The organism is Cyclonatronum proteinivorum, assembly GCF_003353065.1.
In the GTDB taxonomy this organism is placed as follows: Bacteria; Bacteroidota; Rhodothermia; order Balneolales; family Cyclonatronaceae; genus Cyclonatronum; species Cyclonatronum proteinivorum.
The window spans coordinates 527,030-546,036 of record NZ_CP027806.1 but is presented as its reverse complement, the minus strand read 5'-3'; the positions used below and the strand labels follow the sequence as shown (position 1 = coordinate 546,036).

Sequence of the window (19,007 nt, the reverse complement as noted above, 5' to 3'; positions counted from 1 at the left end):
CAGGCTGAGTTTTTAACTTGGGTTTGCAGGTTCATGTAGACGGTCGTGCCGCGCTCGCAGCCTTAGTCTGCGTGCAAAATCTGAATCAGGTGCGTGCCGCTCAGGGTAGTTGTTGCGGTGATTTTGTTAGAAAACGGATTCGGGCGGCTGTTCAGCTGACCTTCATCCTTTAACACGCGGAGTTGCCATTGGCGGCCGATGGCTTCGGGGTATTTGTACCAGTTGTCGCGGCCGTCCGGGGCAATGTCGTTGCGGTAGTAAAGCGTGAGCTGCCCGGCTATGCGGCCGCCCGTGACTTCCACATGATAGTCTTTCAGAATGCCGTCATTATCGGGGGCGGTACGCAGGTAAATCAGCAATTCAGGATTTCCGCTTATGCTGCCGGCTTCGAGATCAAGGGCACCGAAGGTCCAGCCGGCATCATCGGTGATGAGCACTCGGCCTGTTTGTCCTTCCGCAAACTGCAATTTCGCGTAGTTGTGGAAGGCCGTGGGTTCATCAAAAAGGAGCATGCTTCGAATGAACGCGTACCGCAGCTCCACAAAATCGCGCAGGTTTTCTTTGTGATAAGCCCAGCGTCCAGGCTCTCCGTGATGTTGCCGCTCGTGTAGGGTAAAAGCGCCGCTGCCGTTCCGGGTGCGGGTCATGTAGGGTGCGATGACTTCTTCCAGCGTCTCAATTTGTGCATCAAACCAGGCTTCGGTAAAGACTTCATCCATCAAAAATAAAATGCGTTCTTCAAACTGCGCGCGGAGACCGGGCGACTGATGGTATTTCACGATGAGGGCATTGTCCCAGCCCGCATCATCAAGCGGATATTCGTAAGCAAAGAAATCGTTGAGCTGCACGAGGCCGCGACCGAACTGTCCGAGCTCCCGGTTTTCGGTCAGGCCATCGCGTTCGTTGCGGCCAAAACTGAGGTCGTGATCCCAGGGGATGATCTTCCACTTATCGGTTGCCCCGCGCCCGCGGTACAGCCAGAAATCGTCGCCGAAGGCATCCACATCACCGATGATGTAGTGAATCGCGAGCCAGTCGGTCAGGTTTTCGACATCGAAACGCTCGCGCAAACCCTGCTCAAAGGCGTCACCGGCGGGGGTGTCGTGCACCCATTGCAGTAGTTCGGCAATCGCGTTGTAATCGGGCGACCAGCGGGACTCGAACATGCCGGCAAGAAATGCAGGCTGATCCGGAACACTGTTGAGGTCGAATCCGAAAATGGAGCGACGGTCGAGTCCGGCATCAGCACCGCGCCGGCGGGTCAGGTCCCGAATCAGGGTTCCGCGCGGATCAAGGCCGTTCTGCCGGAGAAGGTTTTCATCAATCCGCTGAATGTGAATGCCCAGGCCTTCGTAGTTGCCGTTGATGTGCAGGGCCATATAGCGCACTTTTGAAGCTGGCTGACCCACCTCATGAAACATCTGCCACGCCAGCCGCTCCCGCATCCCGGAGGGGTCGGTAAACATCGCGTTCAGGTTGAGGCGGTCGCTTCTGAACAGCTCCCGCTGCGGCCGGTTAAAGCGGATGTTGAAAGATTTCCGGACATGATAGCGGGAGGTATTGCCGCGAAACCGAACCCCGTTCAGCCCCTGCGCCCGCCCCCGCTCGCTCCATCTCACAAAACCCGGCAGACGGTCATCCGAGCGCGGATTCCGGCGGTAAAGCCGGTTCAGGTCCGCCTCATCCATCACCAAAAAAACCGGCATGACCGGCTCTTCCATGGGCGGCTGACGGTCGTCTGAAAGCCAGGCATCAGCTGTCGGTGTCGAAAAGAAAAAGAAGATCAGAAGGGTTGTCAGGAATCTGAAATTTGGTGCAGTCATCTGAAATCCGGATTCGGGATTAAGGGTTGAAAACATGCGATTTGCGCCTTGCCGGGTAAATCAATGAGCCAGCAATATACGGCCCAATATGTTAAGGCTGTATTATTCCAATATTCCCGGTTTAACGGGCATAATTTCAAAGCCACGGATTGGACAGCACTCAAATTTTTCCTATATTCTAATATCAATGTCTTAAATAGGCTTTTCGATCTGAACTGAAACCCTCCGAAACACCCCCGATTTCTACGCAACTCGTTCAAACCGCTGCTACTATTATGTCTGCTAACGCCCGACTCATTAAAAAATACAATGTTCCCGGTCCGCGCTACACCTCGTATCCGACCGCGGTGCAGTTCGACGCCATTGAACCCGTCACCCTCGGAAGTTATCTCAAAGAGCGCAACACCTCTCCCCGGGAGATTTCCCTCTACCTGCACTTACCGTTTTGCGCCTCCCTGTGCTGGTACTGTGGCTGTACGACCGTCATCACCAAAAAGAAATCTGCGGCAGACGAGTACCTCGATTATGTCGAAAAAGAAATGCAGTACTATGCCGCCCTGCTTCACCCCAAGCACGTGGTCCGGCAGGTTCACTACGGCGGGGGCACGCCCACTTTCCTCACGCCCGATCAGCTGCGCCGCCTCGGGCGTATGCTTCACACCCATTTCAACATCGAACTGAAGGCCGAATTCGGCGTCGAGCTCGATCCGCGCACCTTCACAAGGGAGCACCTCGAAGCCATGATGGCATTTGGCATGAACCGTGCCTCCATCGGATTTCAGGATGTGAACCATGAAGTTCAGGAAGCCATACACCGCATTCAGCCCATGGAAATGGTGCAGGAATGCATGGATACGCTCCGGGAAGCCGGTATCTCATCGGTGAACCTCGATGTGATTTACGGCCTGCCCATGCAGAACCGCGAGCGCTTCGCAAAAACACTGGACGCCATCAAAACCCTGAATCCCGACCGCGTTGCCATGTACAGCTATGCACACGTACCTTGGATTAAGCCGGCTCAGAAGCTGCTCGAAGACAAACAACTGCCCGACGCAGACCTCAAGCTGCAGCTACTGCTTGACGGCATCGCCTTTATGGAACAAAACGGCTTTGAGCACATCGGCATGGATCACTTTGCCAAGCCCAACGACGAGCTCAGCGTCGCCCTGCGCGACCGCACGCTTCAGCGTAACTTCCAGGGCTACAGCACCATGAACGGCCTCGACCTGTACGCGCTCGGCATGTCGAGCATCAGCTCGGTCGGCGAGTACTATTTCCAAAACGAAAAAGAGCTGGCTGACTGGAAATCCGCCATTGATACCCGCGGCAATGCGTGGGTACGGGGACTGCGCCTCACCCGCGAAGACGAGCTTCGCCGCAGCGTAATCATGCAGCTGATGTGCAGCCGCAACCTCAACTTCCGCGATTTGTGGGATACCTGGTACATCAACGGCAAAGAGTACTTCCGTGAAGAGCTGCGCCGCCTCAGGCCTCTTGAAGAAGACGGCATCGTGAGCATCACACAGGAAGGCATCCGCATCCACGCCAAAGGCCGGCATTACCTGCGCAATATTGCAATGATTTTCGACGCCTACATGCCGCAGCACAAGGAAAAACCGGTCTTCTCCAAAACCATTTGATTTTCGAAAGCGCGCTGTATTCGTGAGGAGTGCCGCTCTTTTAAACCAGCAAAAGCACCCTGCACATCGCAGCTGTGGCTTTTTTTTGGGGGGAAACTCCGTGAACATCACGGTCTTTCGTGGCAGATCAAGGGTCCCAAATCAAAGATGAGTCCCTTGCTTTTTGGGCTCCGAAGTGATACCGGAAAAACCGCCTTAACCACGCAGAAGATGTTTCATGTCATTTACTGTGCGCTTTACTGTTTGGGGTTTCATCCTTGCGATGGAAAATTCGGCTATGCACGAAGATCAAAAAAGAACGGTGCCGGGCTTCATCAGCCTAACTGCTGCATCCGCAGGACGATTGGGCGGCATCCTTAGCAAAATCAAGTCCTAGCATACCGCTTATCTCATGGTTGCATTCGCGCATCAGCTCCACAAGCATACGCTCACGCTGTTCAAGTTCTGCAACAACTTCATTGCTGATAAATTCTTCCTGTACCTCTTTATACTGCGCAATTTCATGCTGCTCTAAGGTGCCGGCATGCTGCTTGCGGCTGAGTTCATAGGATAGGGTATTGAGGCGGGTCATCAGGTCGATGGCAGTTTCATCGCCTTCAAATGTGGTACGGGCTTTTACAAAATCGTCGGATTGCTCGGTAGCGAGCAGTGCATCTGCAAACGCCTGGATGTGATGCTGCAGCTCAGGGGAAAGGGTACTCATGTTTTTTATTGGAAGGTTTTGGTGATAGTATTCAGGTATTGAAGCGCTCTAGACGAATGGACAGGGTCAGCAACAACCGCCTTCAGCTTTGGCCATATCTGCGAAGTCATAGCCAAGCTTTTCAGTTAGGGCAGCATTAGCAGCGGCAGCGGTATTCTTCCATGCTTTTTGGGCATTCATTAGTGCATGAATTACCGGATGGGTCTCGATAAGATGATTCAGGTCGCGGTAGCGGGTCATCAGTGCCTCATCTTTTTGCTGCATCTGCTGCAGCCGCTGTAATTGCTGCACGACCTCATTGTACTGATGCACAAGCTGCTGCACATCGGCATCGGCATCAAATACTTTCTGCGCTTCCCGAAACTGCTCATACTCGGGGGATGCTTTTAAAGCCTCACCCAGTTCTTTTGCGGCTTTCAGCAGGGTTGTTTTATCTTCCAGTGTTATCATTTTATATTTTTCTTTTTCGTAGTTCAGGAAATGACCGATGATATCCGGTGTTACAAAACATCAAGGTAAATAAATCATCCCCGAAAGACAAAACTACGAACCTGTCGCGCAGCTTCACTTCACTTCATCGCCCATCCATCAAACCCAAAAAAAGTGTCTCCTGAAATTGGTCGTTTTTTGATTTATGCCGGACTCGTGCTGCTGGGCTTAGGACTCATCATTACGGTATTTGGCAGTAAGCTGAGCTGGCTCGGCAATCTGCCCGGTGATATCCGCATAGAGCGGGGCAGTTCCCGGGTGTACTTCCCGATAGTTACGATGATTCTGCTGAGTATTGTACTCACCATCATCGTCAATCTGTTCCGCCGTTTTTTTTGATTTTGGGGGGAGGAAGGGTCCTTTCTCACATCCACGGGAGCTTGTCGAGATCCACATTGCCTCCCGTCAGAATAACGCCGGTTTTCTTTCCGGCAAAAAGATCCGGATAAAGGCCAATGGCTGCGACCGGTACGCTGCAGGATGGCTCAATGATAATTTTCATACGCTCCCAAACATCCCGCATGGATGTGATAATGGCGTCCTCAGGGACGGTGAGAATTTCGTCACAAAAGCGACGGATAACACCAAAGGTGATGTCACCCAGCGAGGTGCGCAGGCCGTCGGCAATGGTGTCGGGCTGCGCGGGAATGATGTGACCGGCTCTCAGAGAAAGAAAGGCATCATTGGCCTGCTCAGGCTCAGCCCCGTACACCGTAATTCCAGGATTGATGCGCTTCGCGGCGAGCGCGGTCCCTGACAGCAGCCCGCCTCCGCCTACAGGCGCGATGATGACATCGAGGTCGGGCACGTCTTCCAGCAGCTCCAGCGCCGCGGATGCCTGCCCCAGAATGATATCTGTATGATTGAAGGGCGGGATAAAAGTCGCGCTGGTTTCTTCTACAAGCTGCTGCAGTCCGGTTTCACGTGCTTCAAGGGTAGGTTCGCAAAACCGGATAATACCGCCATAGGTTTTTACGGCTTCAATCTTAACCTTGGGCGCGTTTTCCGGCATCACGATATATGCAGGAATGTTTCGTAACCCCGCTGCCCGGGCAAGTGCTGCTGCATGATTTCCTGAGGAGTGCGTGGCAACCCCTTTCCGGGCCGCCGAATCAGATAGGGAAAGCACAGCATGTGCGGCTCCGCGGGCTTTAAAGGAGCCGGTCACCTGAAAGTTCTCGCATTTAAAAAACAGCTCTGTGCCGTAGCGTGCATTAAACCAGCTGCTTGTTTGAACCGGTGTTCGGCGGATGCTTGACTGAATCCTGCGGGAAGCCGCTTTAAGAACATCCCGCTCAGGCGCGAAAACGCTGATATCCCCTTTACTCATAGCTGTTCAGCGCGTTCGAAAGCCTGCTGTATTTTCCCGGACAACTCCTGATAATCAAACGGCTTGGTGAGCAGCGTGCAGGGCTGAAGACCGTCCAGGTCAGCCTCTTTAAGGGCATCATGAAAGCCCGTGAGAAAAATAATCGGTGCCTTACTAAATGTTCTGATTTCCCGTGCCGCAGCTATGCCGTTTGATTCACCGATCAGTTGCACATCCATCAATATGAGATCAGGCCGGTGGGTATGTACGGCTTCCGTCGCTGCTTTTGCAGATTTCACCCTGCCTACCGGAATAAAACCAGCTTTCTCCACCATTTTAGAAATGACGATTTGCAGCATCACTTCATCTTCGACAACGAGGATTTTTTTCATTAAACCAAAGTTTTCCTATAACTTACGAAACTGAGTCCGTTTTTTGTTTTGATGGTTGAGCCGATTCCTTCTCGGATTCCGCTTTATTGCTTGATATCATTTCACTGGCTTTATCGCTTATGCGCTCCGACATATCCTGTACTTTGAGTGCCAGTTTACTTTTACCTTTTTTGTGCCTGAGGTCAGCCTTGCCCAGTAAAAACCCGTACGGCTTGAGCGAATCGAATTCATCAAATATCACTTTCAGCACAGCACTCGCAGGTATGAACAGAATCATGCCTACCAAACCCCATATTTGCGCTCCGACAAATATGGCAATAAGGGTAACAAGCGGATTTAAACTGACCTGCCTGCCGACAATGGAAGGCGTAAACAGATTACTCTCAAAAAGTTGTATGACGTAAAATCCCAACAGAACCAAAAGCGGAATCAGCAGGGAATCCATCGTGAGCAAGGCATAAAGAATAGGCAGAATGGAGCCCAGCAGGGGTCCCACAAACGGGATGATGTTCAGCATGGCTGCAAATACCCCAAAAAACAGCGCGTGTCTCACACCCAGCACCCACAGCATGGTACTGTTCAGAACAGCCAGTATGCAGATGACTATCAGCATGCCCAGGATGTAATTTTGCACGACCGACTTCACTTTATCAATTAGGCGCTGCATGCGGGCTTCATCCCCGTTTGAAAATGCCCGGATCATAAACTCTTTGAGAAAATCCCGGAAAAGCAGGAACAATACCACATAAACCGGGATGATAAATACGCCGGTTAGCGTTGAAGCTGCCGAAAGCACTCCCCGGCTTAAAGATTCGACATTGTCCGTGACATACGAGATAACATTTTGCGGGATGGTGCTGATAAAAGCACTCATATCCAGATCCACGTATTCTCCCGCTAAATCTTCAAAATCTTCGAGTAAAGAACGCAGGCGTTCTTCAACCAGACCAGCATCGGCAGCAAGACCTACGATTTGCGTGTACATAAAAATCCCGGTCACGACGACCAAACCAATACCCAAAAACAGACTCAGCAATGCGGATAAAACCCTGGGGACATGCCAATCTTCCAAACGACCGCATAAAGGGGAAAGCAGTACGGCAAAAAAGACAGCAAAGAAAAGCGGAATGAGCACAGACTTCGCCACAACCATACCGAACACAACAAGGCTTAGCATAGCCAGAATGAAGGTCAGCTTTATATACCACGGTAATGGTGTTGCAGGCGGGAGTTGGCTCAAAATAAACAGCTGTAGATTATGGGGTCATGTCATATATATTGGATTTTTTTAATTTATCAAATCGACAGCTTTTATGCCTATATTTCTCAGTTACATTTCATTTCACGCATATTTCAAATGATTTCCCCAATTGCTATGCAACGCACCCTTTTGGCTGTTTTCATATCACTGCTATTACTCTTCTCAGCAGCTTCCGCAGAAGCGCAGCAGCGTTTCACCGCCGATCAGAAACAAAGCCTTCAGGGCATACCAGCCTTTCTTTTGGTTGTTGAGTTCGAAGAAAACACGGTTGAAACCGACGGGTTAAACCGGGCAGCCCTTGAAATTGAAGTTGCGCAGCGTCTTCGCCGGGCAGGTATTCGCCTGATGAATGAAGTTGAATGGTCAAGACAGCCGGGTGTCCCTTACTTGTACGTTTATCTGAATACCGTACGCAGCGAGCTTGGTTTTTATTCCTACAGGGCTGAAGTCAGGTTTAAACAGGAAGTAATTCCTGTCCGGAATAATGGCATTTCGTCCATTGCCACGACTTGGGAAACCGGCTCACTGGGTTTTATCGGCGTGAACCGGGTTGATACGCTAAAGCCCGAAATTCTTGCGCTCGTTGATGAATTCCTGATTGATTACCGGCAGGTGAACAGGCCGGGACGCAGCCCGAGATAAATAAAAAAACCGGCAGGAACTCAAACTCCTGCCGGTTTTTTTATGCGGGTTAGATTGTTTCACAGTTGTACGTTTCAGTACTCCGGCGGCATGATCATCGCCATAATTGCGTAAATAATGATGGGCGATCCCCAGCCAACTAAAACAAAGATGGCCCATATTACGCGAATAAGGGTAGAGTCCATATCAAAGTGTTTTGCCAGGCCACCGCAAACGCCAAATAGCATTTTATCAGATGTTGAGCGCTTTAGTTTTGCCATAATACATTCCGTTTGTACGTTAATGAGAGTTAAAGAGCCGGTTCCGGGCCGGTTAAGATCTTGGTGAATATGCAGTTTTGTACGAAAAATTATTCAAAAAGATTGAAGCTGCAAATCCGCTTTCCCCTTATTATTCCTGATGGAGCCGGATACCATTTGGAAGGATATCAATTCGACCTTCTTTGAGCAAGCCACCAATTGCTGCTTTGAACGTTCGCTTGCTCATCTGAAATACCCGGCGTATTTCCGCAGCTTCAGATTTATCGTGATAGGGCAAAAAGCCGTCCGGCGCTGCTTCGAGCTGAGTAAATATCTGTTCCTTCGAATCCAGGACTTCTTCAAAACCAGGCTTGCGCAGGCTGAGATCGATCTTGCCGTCCTCACGTAAAAGCTTAATGTAGCCCGTCAGCTGATCGCCGGTTTTGAGCGGCTGAAAGACCTCATTTTGATAAATGGTACCGCTGTACGGGGTGTCAAGTAACATGACAGCTTTATAGCCTAAATCCGTTTTTCGGGAGATGATGAGTTCCACAGGCTCGCCGGTTTTCGGAAAAGCCTCACGGTCTGCCTCTTCGACAACATCTCTTGCGAAGCGGTCAACCCGTGTGCTTGCGGTAATACGGCCGCTTTGAGAATCAACATAGGTGAAGGTCAGGTATGTTTCCCCTTTTCGCACCGGCTCGAGCTGCTCGGCATGCGGTATAAACAAGTCCTTAGGCAACCCCCAGTCAGCAAAAGCGCCCTTGTCTCCGGCAGCCTTGATTCTCAGGGCTGCAAACTGTCCGACTGCGGTGAGCGGTTTGTGTACGGTTGCGGTAAGGTATCCATCATAATCATGATAGATTAGCGCTTCAACAACAGTACCGATCTCCGGATGCTCCCCCGTTTCTTTTTTTGACAGAAAAGCCGGGCCCTCCGGTGTTTCAAGATAAGAGCCGCGTGGCTCTGCTTTTATCACCTTATGTTTCCGCCAAACGCCTAACCAATTCATTCTTTTTGTTTTCTTTGAAAGATAATCATTTCACATAGAGCCCGGCATGCCTTTTTTCTTGGGGCATAACCCGCATTATTCACCAAGAAATTTTCTTGCTGGCAAGGCGAAGCTGAAAACTCAGCGGAAGGGTACCCAAGTACCCTGAGCATGAGTTTTCAACTTCAACGTAGCCAGCGAGGAAATTTCACTTCGTGGGAATCGCTGCGCTCGGTGCGCAGTCTTTAAACCTCACCCAAATTTGGGCTACCGTTCTTTTTCACTAAGTCATAATTAACTTACATTTAGCAAATAAATTCTGCTTAATTGTGAATAATGCGGGATAAGGTGAACCCGCACCCGGTAGCCGTCAGCGCTGCTTCACATAAACTGTTTTCACATTTACGAATTCGTGCATGCCCCAGCGGGCAAGCTCCCGCCCGAAACCGGATTCCCTGATTCCTCCGAAGGGTAGCCGGGGATCGGAGCGCACGAAATCATTTACGAAACAGCTGCCCGCTTCAAGGCTTTCAGCCGCGAGTTTTTCTCCAAACGCTGTATCGGCTGTAAAGACCGCTGCCCCCAGCCCGTACCGGGTTTGATTGGCAAGCCGCACCGCTTCGTCGGTATCTTTTGCCCGAATAATGGCCGCTACCGGTCCGAACAGCTCTTCATCGAAAGCGGGCATGCCAGGCGTTACATCCGTAAGTACAGTGGCCGGGTAATAGGCACCGGCGCCGGGAGGAACCTGACCTCCCAGTAGAAGTTGTGCCCCTTTTTGAAGTGACGACTCAACTTGTTTATGCAGGGTATCACGCAGATCAGCCCGTGCCATCGGTCCAAAATCTGTGGATTCATGGCGCGGATCTCCCATTACCTTTTTCTGCAGGGCTTCTGTAAATGCCCGGGTGAAAGCCTCATAAATTTTATCCGTTACGATAAACCTTTTGGCCGCGATACAGCTCTGCCCTGCATTCAGCATGCGGCTTGTAACGCATGCCTCAACAGTTTGGCCGAGCGGAGCATCTTCGAGGATGAGGTAGGGATCGCTACCGCCCAGCTCCAGTACGGTTTTCTTTAGATTGCGGGCCGCAACTTCCGCAACGTTACGTCCGGCCCGCGTGCTGCCGGTAAGGGTCACCCCGCTAATGCGGTCATCCGCGATAATTGCCGCAGCCACATCGTGTGTCACCCGCAGTGAAGCCAGTGCCCCGGTTGGAAAGCCTGCCTCATCTATGAGTCGGACAATGGCATCAGCGCATCCGGGTACGTTTTCGGCATGTTTCAGGAGGATGGTATTACCCGCCATCAGCGAGGGCGCGCCAAAACGAAACACCTGCCATAGCGGAAAATTCCAGGGCATAACAGCAAAAAGGAGCCCCAAAGGACGGTAGGTTACATAGCTGCTGCCGGCCTCCGTTTCGATCGGCTCCGGTTTCAAAAAAGAAGCCCCGTTTTCGGCATAGAAGCGGCAGACCCAAGCACACTTTTCCGCTTCAGCCAAGCCTTCTTTCAGAACCTTCCCCATTTCATCGCACATCAGGCGTGCCAGTTTTTCCTTATCACTTTCGAGTAAATCCGCCAGCTTTAGTAAACAGGCCGCACGATTTTCAGGCTCTTCGTTTTTCCACTGCTGCCAGGCTGCTTGGCCGGCCTCAATGGTGCTTTCAATCTCCGCATCGGTATGTAAGGGGTACTCCTGACTGCGTTCGCCTGTTGCCGGATTAACTGCCTGAAAAGCCATAGATCAATAATAAGTGGTTGAGACTGTGGGAACTGACTGTTTGCACCCGCTTGATTCACAACATGATAATATTTTGCCGCGGACTAAATGAGTGTGCCCTGCATCCAAAATAACTTTTATCCTGAAGTGCCGTCATCCCCAAACAATACTTTTTTGGGATACGCCATGGTTGCAGGAGCCATGCGAAAGAAACTGTCTTTACTGCACGCCCCGCTGCAAATGACGCTCCGTGAAAAAACGGGAGGGAATAGGCTCATCAAAAACACGCTCTTTCCAGCGAATCTCCGTCCGGCGGTTTGCTTCGAGATCACGCATAATCATGGTGCCGGGGCGCCAAACGCCTTCCCGCACTTCCTGATAGTCTGAAGCCGTGAGTTTCTTAAACTGCTCACCTCTGTCATTAAAATAATCAGCACGGTTCAGCACCATCTTCTGCGGATCGAGATGGAAATGAATCCACGCATACTGACTTTCGCTTTTCGGAACAGCTTTGATTTTTAACTCTGTTTCAGTGTCTGTGAGTATTTCGAAATCGAAGTCATCCGGATTCTGGTTTCCGAGATCTTCAAAAGTGAAGTCGCTACCCAAAAAACGCTCTGTTCGCTGACTCCCGCTCACGGTCTGTACCCGTCCCACTGCAGGCAGGTACAGAAGCTGCTGCTCGCTGCCGTTTTCTTCGAGGGTAAGCAAGCCGGTGCCGCGTACATCAGCCGGTGCTTCAAATTGGGTCAGGCTACGGCTTGCTTCGGCTCCGGAATAGCTCCATGTGCGCATGCTGCGGCTCCTTACCCGCTCCCGGCGGTCAATAATGCGCATTTCCATCAGGCTGGTTTCGTAGGTGATGGCCCGTCTTCGCTCGTCAAAATCTTCAAATAATGCACGGGCACGGTCTTCTTCGGATATTTCCGTCTGTACGGAGGAAGCCTTAAATTCACCCTTATCAAAAATCAGTACACCCAGCATAAACACAGGCAACAAAAGCACAAAAAAGCGATTCATAAATAAATTTGTCTGAATATCTTTGGTTTAATTATATCAATTTCCAAAACAAAGGCGTCGCATCTAACATTCACAGCTCATTTGCGGTTTACAAGCCTGTACGTTTCGATGTAAACGCTACTGATTCCACATGCCGGTTATTGCATGTGTTCTTTATCTCTTACCTTAATTCATGTTAACTCCTGTTTTTTGGCTACTGGCCGGGATCGCGCTGCTTACGTATGGTGCCGATCGTCTTGTTGCCGGCAGTAGCGCACTTGCCCTTCGCACAGGCATTTCCCCTATTCTGATTGGCCTCACCGTCGTAGCCTTTGCTACAAGTAGTCCTGAGCTATTGGTAAGTCTTGTTGCTGCTTTTCAGGGAAAAAGCGCTATTGCCATTGGCAATGTCGTAGGCTCTAATATCGCAAACATCGGACTTGTGCTCGGCGCGACAGCCCTGATTTATCCGGTGAAAAGCGATTACCAAACCACCAACCGCGAGCTTCCGCTGATGATCGCCATTGTTGGTTTTTTGTTCATTCTGATGTACAACGGCATGATTACCCGCCTCGAAGGCTTCTCTCTGTTTTTGCTGCTTATGGCCTTTCTGATCTATCAGATAAGGCTGGCACGGGCGCAGATGGATTTGTTTGAGGAGGTAGCCGATGAGGTCAGGGCGCATCAGACAGTGCCGGTATGGCTCGCGCTGTTCTACATTACCCTGGGTGCCGGTACACTCTATTTGGGCTCCGAAGCTTTTCTTGCTGGCGCTGTTGAAATCGGGCAGGTTCTCGGCATCAGTGACGCGGTCATTGGCCTTACGCTCATTTCCGTTGGTACGAGTCTGCCGGAACTTGCTACAACCGTTATGGCCGCTCTCAAAAAGCAAACCGGCATGGCGCTGGGCAACATTATCGGGTCAAATATATTTAATGTGCTGGCTGTACTCGGTATTACCGGTCTCATCATCCCGCTTGACGGCGGTGATATTTCCTGGGTTGACCTTTGGGTAATGCTGCTTTTTTCACTCGGCGTAGGAGCCCTGCTCTACTACTCTCAGCTTGTAAGCCGGCTCAGCGGATTTATTCTGTTAAGCTGCTACACAGGCTATATGATCTGGCTATTCGCCTGATCTCTACTTTGAATAAAATGACTGCATGAAGGAAACAGAAGAAGTTTCAAAACGCAATAAGGTAAAGAAAGTCGCTGTGGCTGTTGTAGTGGCAGTGTTGGTACTGCTGGGCGCAACAGGCGCACTCAGGGATCTGGTGCTCAGCACAGGCTGGTTTGATTCCCCGCCTCCAACAGAAATAAGCGGTCCGTTTATCACGGATGAAATCCGTGCCATACCACTCTCAGATAATACAGGCGAAGTGATACGGCTGGGCGACTTCGATGGTCAGGTGCTGCATCTTACTTATTGGGCCTCCTGGTGCACAACCTGTCGGCAGACCAATCCCACTATTGAAACCCTATCCCGCACGCTTTCCCACCGCGACGACATATCTTTTTTACTGCTTTCTATGGATAATGTGCAGGAGAGTGCACTGCAATACCTGGAACGGGGCCGGTTTACTATCCCCAACACGTTTCCGGAAGGCCCCTTGCCCGCTCCGCTTCAGGGAAGAGGCATTCCGACTACTTATGTGATTGACAAAAGCGGGCAAATCGTGTATCGCCATACCGGCTATGCAAATTACGCTACCCGGGCTTTTCAGGAGTGGATCGAGCAAGTTGCCGACCGCGGAGACTGAGGGCGCTGAACGTAATCAGGGTAATGCTGGTTTCCGACAGCACTCCGCCTCCGCAATACATGACTTTAGCGTAAGGCTACACTCCAACCGACTGTTCTCTGATGGAAGCACCCTACGACATCATCCTGATTGGTGGTGGCTGTTCAGCCATGCAGTGGCTTCGTGTTTTTCTGGAACAGGAGGAGGCGGGTCAGCAACAAGTTCTTGTAGTCGATAAAGATCAGGCATTTCCGGATCGGACCTGGTGCTTTTGGAGCAACAAACCACATGGCTATGAAAACATTGTTACGCATAGCTGGTCGAAGATCAGGTTTGCATCCCCCTGGGGTGAAACAATGCAGGATGTTTCGCCTTACCGCTATCACTATGTTTCGGGCCGTCATTTTTTTGAGGCGGCTTCCAAAGAGCTGCTCAGCAAAAGCAACGTGCACCGCATAACAGATACCGTGCAGGCGGTGCATCAGGTAAACGGGCAAACCGAAGTTCATGGTGAGACAGGGCAATACAGCGCAAAGTACGTGCTTTCAAGTGTTCCGAGCACTGAAAAGCTGCGCAATCTCAGTGAAAATAAACCACTGGTGAAACTCTGGCAGCACTTCCGCGGATGGTTCATCAAAACAAGCGAAGCTGCCTTCGATCCGGAAGAAGTCATGCTGATGGATTTCCGAACCCCGCAGCGTGATGGGGCCGTGTTTTTTTATGTGCTGCCTTTCACAGCCGATTATGCGCTGGTTGAATGCACGGTTTTCGGGCAGCAAATCTGGGATCAGTTTGCTTACGAAGAAGCCCTGCGCACGTACATTCGCACGTATATCACAACCAAAGACTACGAAATTAAGGATACGGAGGAAGGTCGCATCCCCATGAGTCAGCGTGATTTCAGTCGCCTGGGCTTTGACGGGACACAGGCTTTGGGCACCGCTGCCGGAAATGTGAAGCCTTCTACGGGCTATATGTTTCTGCGATCTCTGCGGCATGTTCAGCAACAATTTGGCGCAGTACCTGCGCAGTCCGTGCCGCCGCGCTTTGCGTTTTATGACGCCCTGCTTCTTAGGATTATTGAAGAGTCACCCGAAGAAGTTTCCCGCATTATGCATGCGCTATTTACACGAAATCCGTTCCAGCACGTATTCCGCTTCCTGGACGAAGAAAGCCGGCTTACCGACGATATCCGCATGTTTGCCACCTTACCGTGGCGCCCTTTCCTGAAACAGCTGTTCAAAAAAATACTTCAACCGAATAAAGACCCGCTTTGAATTTTACCCTTTGGAATGCTGCCGTTCTGCCCGCAGCTTTTGTGATCGTTGTGCTGCACCTTCTGCTTCCCGGCGCTGGGTTTTGGGTTGGTACGGTATTCGCGCTTGCCGGACTAATTCTGTTTGGTATTCCGCACGGCAGCCTGGATCACGTGATAACTGAAAAAACAGGGGACGGCTCTTTCTCTCTGATTCGCTTCCTGGTGCTGTACCTGCTTACCATGCTGGTTTATGCCCTGTTTTGGGTATGGCTTCCCGCATTCAGCCTGCTGTTCTTCCTGCTTATGTCAGCCTGGCATTTCGGAGAAACAGACCTGGTCACAGAAAATCCCAAACAAACATTTTCTGATATTGCCGCCCGCTTTCTGCAGCTCACTTACGGAAGTCTGCTGCTTTTCGGACTGCTGGCCAACGACCCGCAGCAAACCGTTGACATTTTATCAAGCCTGCTGGTTGAATCCTCCGTGCTTGCAGGCTTCCTGCAGCTCACCGAAACGCACAGCTGGCTGAGATTCACAGAATTCTACGCGCTTGGTCTGCGGATACTGCTGATACGCTCTGCCTGGTTCGATCAGCTTCGTTTGGCGCTCGTTCTGTTTGCTGCGCTCTTCCTGCCCCTTCTGGAAGGATTTCTGCTGTACTTCTGTCATCATCATGCCTGGGTAAACCTGTTGCGGGTTAAGGAAAAGCTGTATGAAGCGGGTCAGACAGGGCTTCGGCACATGATTAAAGACATGCTGCCGTTCAGCCTGATTTCTGTAGTCGGGATTGTCATCCTGGTGCTAAGCGCTCCGCTTTGGCTTGCGCAGGTGAATCCTGTGCTCCTCTTTTTTATTCTGATTTCAGTACTTACCCTGCCGCACGCCGGCATAATGACCCGCTTTTACTACAAGGCAGCCGGATAGGGGCAGGCAGCCATCCCCCGAAAAAATCAGCTTCCCTTTGTTTTAAAGAACAGCAAAGCTGACGTAATGAAGATGAGTGTCGAACTTGCCGCTGAACCCATGCAGTACCAGCAAATGGCTTCGATAACGAACAGCATCAGATATACCAGCCAGGAACTCATCAGTACAGCCGGGGCAGTCCACGCAATCATCATTTTGGGGATGAGCGTGATTTCGCGGTCTATCCACAGCAAACTCAGAAATATTACGCTGAGATAATACAGCAATCCAAACATCGCAATAGGCAGCCCGAACAGGGTTGAGTACTCGCTGGAAGTGACCTCTCCGCAGCCGCCATCTTCACCACAGCCGGGTGGGGCTTCCATAAAATGCGTTGCCGTAAGGTACGTTGCGTCTGTAAAGCCAATGAAGGCAAAAACCAGCAATGCTATAAAATAGGGTTTGGGTGAGAAGGTCTTCATTTCGGTATCCTGTTCTGTGAATAAAAGCCTGCCCTATGATAGCAAAACTGCGCAAAAAAGGGATGAATTTTCAGCGGGTTGTAGTATTTCAAAAAGGGTGTCCTGCGGATTTACTGCATAAAAAAAGCGAAGGCAGAACCTAAAAAGTTCTCCCGTTCGCTTTTAAATTGTTTTAAAACGCAGCTCCGGAATCAGGCTGTGTATTGAGACGGAGTCCTGCGCTGTATCAATCAGCTTTCACCGTCATCCCCGAAAAGGGCGCGGTACAGCATTTGGGGATTTTGGGGCACCTGAAAAGGTTCGCCATTCAAATAGGCGGTAGGGGTAGCGCGGATGCCAAACTCCTGCGCGCCAAGATGTGCCCGCACAACATTGTACATGGTATCTTCATCCAGCACATCGCGCTCAAACTGTTCAAGATCGAGCTCCAGGAACTGAGCCATTCCGAAAAATCCTTCCAGCGGATTTTCAACCCGCCAGCGGTCGGTGTTATAGTAAAGCAGGTTCACCATTTCCCAAAACTTGCCTTGCTTACCGGCAGCTATCGAAGCAACGGCCGCAGCACGTGAGTGGAAATTGTTTCCGAGCGGAAAATGACGCATTTCATACCCAAAGAGCTCGCCGTATTCTTCAAAAAACTCATCAATTACCGTATGAAAGCGCGCGCAGTGAATACAGCCGAAATCGGAAAACACAACCAGCCGCAGCTCTGAATCCGGGTCGCCCTTAATCCAATTGGGAAGGTTGTATGCCGGCAGCCCTGATTCTGAAGCAGAAGGGGCAGCCGTTGCCTGAACCTGTGCCTCGTTTTCAGTGTAGGCCCAGTACACAACCGCAAGGGCTACAACCAGTAAAATGCCGGTAGCACCAAACCAGATGACCGGGTTACTTTGTTTTTTTGTATTGTCTTTTTTCTTGGACATGGTGTTGAATTGAATAAAAGTGTAGAAGTCAGGCATCATCAAAATGCCCAACGTCAGGGGCGGGATCCTTGCAAAGTGCTTTCCCGCAGCGGATGTTTAACGATTAAATTTCGAACCTAAGATAATGAACAACGCAAAATAATAACAATTTGCAGGGGTAAAAGTGTGTGCAGTGCAGGCCGCAGCCGTATGCCGCGCGCGGGCTAATACAGTTCGAAGCCAAGAAACCTGCACTCAAGTGTCGTGTTGAAAAAAGTCTGATTAACCATCGGCTTGAGTCCGATTTTCTTCGCCAGGCCCGGGTCGCTTGTAATAACATAGCCGGTTTTTCCCTTGGCCTCATGCTTCATCCACGTGCCGATTTCTGTGTAGGTTTGCTGCAGTTTGTGCCGGATACCCAGGCGCTCGCCATAGGGGGGATTCATCAGAATTACGCCCTCTCCGTCCGGCACCGGCGTTTCTGAAAAATCGCAGCAAGCAAAGGTGATGAACGCCTCCACGCCCGCAGCTTTTGCGTTTCGGCGTGCTGCTTCAAGCGTATCCGGGCTGTGATCGGTAGCGATAATCTGACCGGGTACTGCATCTTTGCGTCCGGCACGCAGCGCAAGGCGCTGTTTTTTATACTCGGCCCGCTCAAAGCCATTGATGTGCATAAACCCAAAATTCCGCCTGCGGGCGGCAGGCTCTATCCCCGCAGCATGCATGGCCGCTTCAATCGCAAGGGTACCGGAGCCACACATAGGGTTTATGAAATGCATGCCGGGTGCCCAGCCGCTTGCCATCACCAGCGCCGCCGCCAAGCTTTCCTGCATCGGGGCTTCGGTATTCTCTACACGGTACCCGCGCCGCGACAAAGACTCCCCGGAAGTATCGAAAAAAATGCGGGCCTGTTTTTCGTCCCAGTACAAAAACAAAACCGTTTTATTCAGGTCAGCCCCCGCATTGGGTCGCACCCCTTTCTTTGCACGAATTCGGTCAACTACTGCATCCTTCACCTTCAGGTTGGCAAACTGCGTGTTTGTAATGGTTGGATGATTCACTCTTGACGTCACCGCGATATAGCCGTTAGCGGGCACCCAGTCCTCCCAGGCCAGACCGGCGAGCCATGTGTACAGCGCATCAGGCGTATCGGCCTTGGTTTCGGCAATCAGGTAATGTACGCGGTGTGCGGTGCGCAGCTGCAGGTTCAGCCGGATACAATCGTTAAGCGTGCCGCGGACATCCAGGCCGGTTTCTCTGAAATCAGTTGTCCGAAACCCAAGGGCTTCGGTTTCCTTCCGCAAGTAAGGCGCAAGTTTACGCGGACATGACAATGTAATTACCGATTCCTTCCTGAAAAGTGACATATACATTTAAATCGTTAGAAAACTATACCGCTGACCGGTTCAAATTGGTCAGGGTTTTGGTACCGACTAAGTATAATGAAAGCCTGTCAATAAAAGGGTATCCTGAGCCCGGCTGTGCAGGCATTTCTTTGTTCTTTTATTTTTTGGG

The 19,007-nt window shown here is 51.0% G+C and carries 20 protein-coding genes; 7 read left to right on the top strand and 13 right to left on the bottom strand.

Annotated elements, in window-relative coordinates:
* Nucleotides 1–62: 62 nt before the first annotated feature.
* Entirely contained in the window at nucleotides 63–1,859 is a 1,797-nt protein-coding gene (locus CYPRO_RS02065; protein WP_114983045.1) for a CotH kinase family protein, read from the bottom strand.
* A gap of 239 nt (nucleotides 1,860–2,098) precedes the next feature.
* On the opposite strand from CYPRO_RS02065, the gene hemN reads away from it, so the two are divergent.
* On the top strand, nucleotides 2,099–3,463 hold the full coding sequence (gene hemN / locus CYPRO_RS02060; protein WP_114983044.1) for an oxygen-independent coproporphyrinogen III oxidase: 1,365 nt from the start codon (nucleotides 2,099–2,101) through the stop codon (nucleotides 3,461–3,463).
* Nucleotides 3,464–3,782: 319 nt separating this feature from the next.
* Here hemN and CYPRO_RS02055 read toward each other — a convergent pair whose 3' ends face one another.
* A complete protein-coding gene (locus CYPRO_RS02055; RefSeq protein WP_114983042.1) occupies nucleotides 3,783–4,166 on the bottom strand; it encodes a YlbF family regulator in 384 nt (127 codons plus the stop codon).
* A 66-nt stretch (nucleotides 4,167–4,232) separates the two neighbouring features.
* Nucleotides 4,233–4,616, bottom strand: a complete 384-nt coding sequence (locus tag CYPRO_RS02050) for a YlbF family regulator (RefSeq protein WP_114983040.1) — start codon at nucleotides 4,614–4,616, stop codon at nucleotides 4,233–4,235.
* Nucleotides 4,617–4,769: 153 nt separating this feature from the next.
* On the opposite strand from CYPRO_RS02050, the gene CYPRO_RS02045 reads away from it, so the two are divergent.
* Nucleotides 4,770–4,994 (top strand): DUF2905 domain-containing protein, encoded by a 225-nt coding sequence (locus CYPRO_RS02045; RefSeq protein ID WP_114983039.1) that lies wholly within the window; start codon nucleotides 4,770–4,772, stop codon nucleotides 4,992–4,994.
* A gap of 25 nt (nucleotides 4,995–5,019) precedes the next feature.
* On the opposite strand, the gene CYPRO_RS02040 is transcribed toward CYPRO_RS02045, so the two are convergent.
* Genes CYPRO_RS02040 through CYPRO_RS02030 form a run of 3 tightly spaced genes read right to left on the bottom strand, consistent with a single transcriptional unit; the run spans nucleotide 5,020 to nucleotide 7,596 of the window.
* Complete coding sequence (locus CYPRO_RS02040; protein ID WP_114983037.1) at nucleotides 5,020–5,985, bottom strand: pyridoxal-phosphate dependent enzyme; 966 nt, start codon at nucleotides 5,983–5,985, stop codon at nucleotides 5,020–5,022.
* Nucleotides 5,982–6,356: a response regulator gene (locus CYPRO_RS02035; RefSeq protein WP_114983035.1), complete on the bottom strand. Its 375-nt coding sequence runs from the start codon at nucleotides 6,354–6,356 to the stop codon at nucleotides 5,982–5,984. The genes CYPRO_RS02040 and CYPRO_RS02035 overlap by 4 nt, the downstream gene beginning before the upstream one ends.
* Nucleotides 6,357–6,378: 22 nt before the next feature.
* The gene (locus CYPRO_RS02030; protein WP_124245487.1) at nucleotides 6,379–7,596 is read right to left on the bottom strand and encodes an AI-2E family transporter; all 1,218 of its coding nucleotides are present in this window, start codon (nucleotides 7,594–7,596) and stop codon (nucleotides 6,379–6,381) included.
* A gap of 135 nt (nucleotides 7,597–7,731) precedes the next feature.
* Here CYPRO_RS02030 and CYPRO_RS02025 point away from each other — a divergent pair, with 135 nt between their 5' ends.
* Complete coding sequence (locus tag CYPRO_RS02025; protein WP_124245486.1) at nucleotides 7,732–8,259, top strand: hypothetical protein; 528 nt, start codon at nucleotides 7,732–7,734, stop codon at nucleotides 8,257–8,259.
* Nucleotides 8,260–8,333: 74 nt separating this feature from the next.
* Here the strand turns inward: CYPRO_RS02025 and CYPRO_RS02020 are convergent, their stop codons facing one another.
* The 4 genes from CYPRO_RS02020 to CYPRO_RS02005 all read right to left on the bottom strand — a co-directional run bounded on the left by CYPRO_RS02020 (nucleotide 8,334) and on the right by CYPRO_RS02005 (nucleotide 12,232).
* On the bottom strand, nucleotides 8,334–8,522 hold the full coding sequence (locus CYPRO_RS02020) for a PspC domain-containing protein (RefSeq protein ID WP_205730349.1): 189 nt from the start codon (nucleotides 8,520–8,522) through the stop codon (nucleotides 8,334–8,336).
* Nucleotides 8,523–8,649: 127 nt separating this feature from the next.
* Nucleotides 8,650–9,510, bottom strand: a complete 861-nt coding sequence (locus tag CYPRO_RS02015; protein WP_114983028.1) for a CvfB family protein — start codon at nucleotides 9,508–9,510, stop codon at nucleotides 8,650–8,652.
* A 349-nt stretch (nucleotides 9,511–9,859) separates the two neighbouring features.
* Nucleotides 9,860–11,233: an NAD-dependent succinate-semialdehyde dehydrogenase gene (locus CYPRO_RS02010; protein ID WP_114983027.1), complete on the bottom strand. Its 1,374-nt coding sequence runs from the start codon at nucleotides 11,231–11,233 to the stop codon at nucleotides 9,860–9,862.
* Between the two features lie 198 nt (nucleotides 11,234–11,431).
* Nucleotides 11,432–12,232, bottom strand: a complete 801-nt coding sequence (locus CYPRO_RS02005; RefSeq protein WP_114983025.1) for an outer membrane lipoprotein-sorting protein — start codon at nucleotides 12,230–12,232, stop codon at nucleotides 11,432–11,434.
* Nucleotides 12,233–12,404: 172 nt separating this feature from the next.
* Between CYPRO_RS02005 and CYPRO_RS02000 the strand changes: the two genes are divergently transcribed.
* The 4 genes from CYPRO_RS02000 to CYPRO_RS01985 all read left to right on the top strand — a co-directional run bounded on the left by CYPRO_RS02000 (nucleotide 12,405) and on the right by CYPRO_RS01985 (nucleotide 16,129).
* Nucleotides 12,405–13,346, top strand: a complete 942-nt coding sequence (locus CYPRO_RS02000; RefSeq protein WP_114983023.1) for a calcium/sodium antiporter — start codon at nucleotides 12,405–12,407, stop codon at nucleotides 13,344–13,346.
* 25 nt (nucleotides 13,347–13,371) lie between these two features.
* Complete coding sequence (locus tag CYPRO_RS01995) at nucleotides 13,372–13,968, top strand: TlpA family protein disulfide reductase (protein WP_114983021.1); 597 nt, start codon at nucleotides 13,372–13,374, stop codon at nucleotides 13,966–13,968.
* 101 nt (nucleotides 13,969–14,069) lie between these two features.
* Nucleotides 14,070–15,224, top strand: coding sequence for a lycopene cyclase family protein (locus tag CYPRO_RS01990; protein ID WP_114983020.1), 1,155 nt, complete (start codon nucleotides 14,070–14,072; stop codon nucleotides 15,222–15,224).
* Entirely contained in the window at nucleotides 15,221–16,129 is a 909-nt protein-coding gene (locus CYPRO_RS01985; RefSeq protein WP_114983018.1) for a Brp/Blh family beta-carotene 15,15'-dioxygenase, read from the top strand. The genes CYPRO_RS01990 and CYPRO_RS01985 overlap by 4 nt, the downstream gene beginning before the upstream one ends.
* A 26-nt stretch (nucleotides 16,130–16,155) precedes the next feature.
* On the opposite strand, the gene CYPRO_RS01980 is transcribed toward CYPRO_RS01985, so the two are convergent.
* The 3 genes from CYPRO_RS01980 to CYPRO_RS01970 form a co-directional block, all read right to left on the bottom strand.
* Nucleotides 16,156–16,590, bottom strand: coding sequence for a vitamin K epoxide reductase family protein (locus tag CYPRO_RS01980; RefSeq protein WP_114983016.1), 435 nt, complete (start codon nucleotides 16,588–16,590; stop codon nucleotides 16,156–16,158).
* A gap of 230 nt (nucleotides 16,591–16,820) precedes the next feature.
* Nucleotides 16,821–17,513: a DsbA family protein gene (locus CYPRO_RS01975; RefSeq protein ID WP_164682448.1), complete on the bottom strand. Its 693-nt coding sequence runs from the start codon at nucleotides 17,511–17,513 to the stop codon at nucleotides 16,821–16,823.
* 203 nt (nucleotides 17,514–17,716) lie between these two features.
* Complete coding sequence (locus CYPRO_RS01970; RefSeq protein ID WP_114983012.1) at nucleotides 17,717–18,859, bottom strand: THUMP domain-containing class I SAM-dependent RNA methyltransferase; 1,143 nt, start codon at nucleotides 18,857–18,859, stop codon at nucleotides 17,717–17,719.
* Nucleotides 18,860–19,007 lie beyond the last annotated feature (148 nt).

Excerpts from the sequence above, each read along its gene's own strand:
- CYPRO_RS02005 (WP_114983025.1), bottom strand. The coding sequence starts at position 12,232 with ATGAATCGCTTTTTTGTGCTTTTGTTGCCTGTGTTTATGCTGGGTGTA.
- CYPRO_RS01990 (WP_114983020.1), top strand. The coding sequence starts at position 14,070 with ATGGAAGCACCCTACGACATCATCCTGATTGGTGGTGGCTGTTCAGCC.
- CYPRO_RS02010 (WP_114983027.1), bottom strand. The coding sequence starts at position 11,233 with ATGGCTTTTCAGGCAGTTAATCCGGCAACAGGCGAACGCAGTCAGGAG.
- CYPRO_RS02035 (WP_114983035.1), bottom strand. The coding sequence starts at position 6,356 with ATGAAAAAAATCCTCGTTGTCGAAGATGAAGTGATGCTGCAAATCGTC.
- CYPRO_RS02015 (WP_114983028.1), bottom strand. The coding sequence starts at position 9,510 with ATGAATTGGTTAGGCGTTTGGCGGAAACATAAGGTGATAAAAGCAGAG.
- CYPRO_RS02065 (WP_114983045.1), bottom strand. The coding sequence starts at position 1,859 with ATGTTTTCAACCCTTAATCCCGAATCCGGATTTCAGATGACTGCACCA.
- CYPRO_RS02000 (WP_114983023.1), top strand. The coding sequence starts at position 12,405 with ATGTTAACTCCTGTTTTTTGGCTACTGGCCGGGATCGCGCTGCTTACG.
- CYPRO_RS02050 (WP_114983040.1), bottom strand. The coding sequence starts at position 4,616 with ATGATAACACTGGAAGATAAAACAACCCTGCTGAAAGCCGCAAAAGAA.
- CYPRO_RS01995 (WP_114983021.1), top strand. The coding sequence starts at position 13,372 with ATGAAGGAAACAGAAGAAGTTTCAAAACGCAATAAGGTAAAGAAAGTC.
- CYPRO_RS02055 (WP_114983042.1), bottom strand. The coding sequence starts at position 4,166 with ATGAGTACCCTTTCCCCTGAGCTGCAGCATCACATCCAGGCGTTTGCA.
- CYPRO_RS02025 (WP_124245486.1), top strand. The coding sequence starts at position 7,732 with ATGCAACGCACCCTTTTGGCTGTTTTCATATCACTGCTATTACTCTTC.
- hemN (WP_114983044.1), top strand. The coding sequence starts at position 2,099 with ATGTCTGCTAACGCCCGACTCATTAAAAAATACAATGTTCCCGGTCCG.
- CYPRO_RS01980 (WP_114983016.1), bottom strand. The coding sequence starts at position 16,590 with ATGAAGACCTTCTCACCCAAACCCTATTTTATAGCATTGCTGGTTTTT.
- CYPRO_RS01970 (WP_114983012.1), bottom strand. The coding sequence starts at position 18,859 with ATGTCACTTTTCAGGAAGGAATCGGTAATTACATTGTCATGTCCGCGT.
- CYPRO_RS01975 (WP_164682448.1), bottom strand. The coding sequence starts at position 17,513 with ATGTCCAAGAAAAAAGACAATACAAAAAAACAAAGTAACCCGGTCATC.
- CYPRO_RS02040 (WP_114983037.1), bottom strand. The coding sequence starts at position 5,985 with ATGAGTAAAGGGGATATCAGCGTTTTCGCGCCTGAGCGGGATGTTCTT.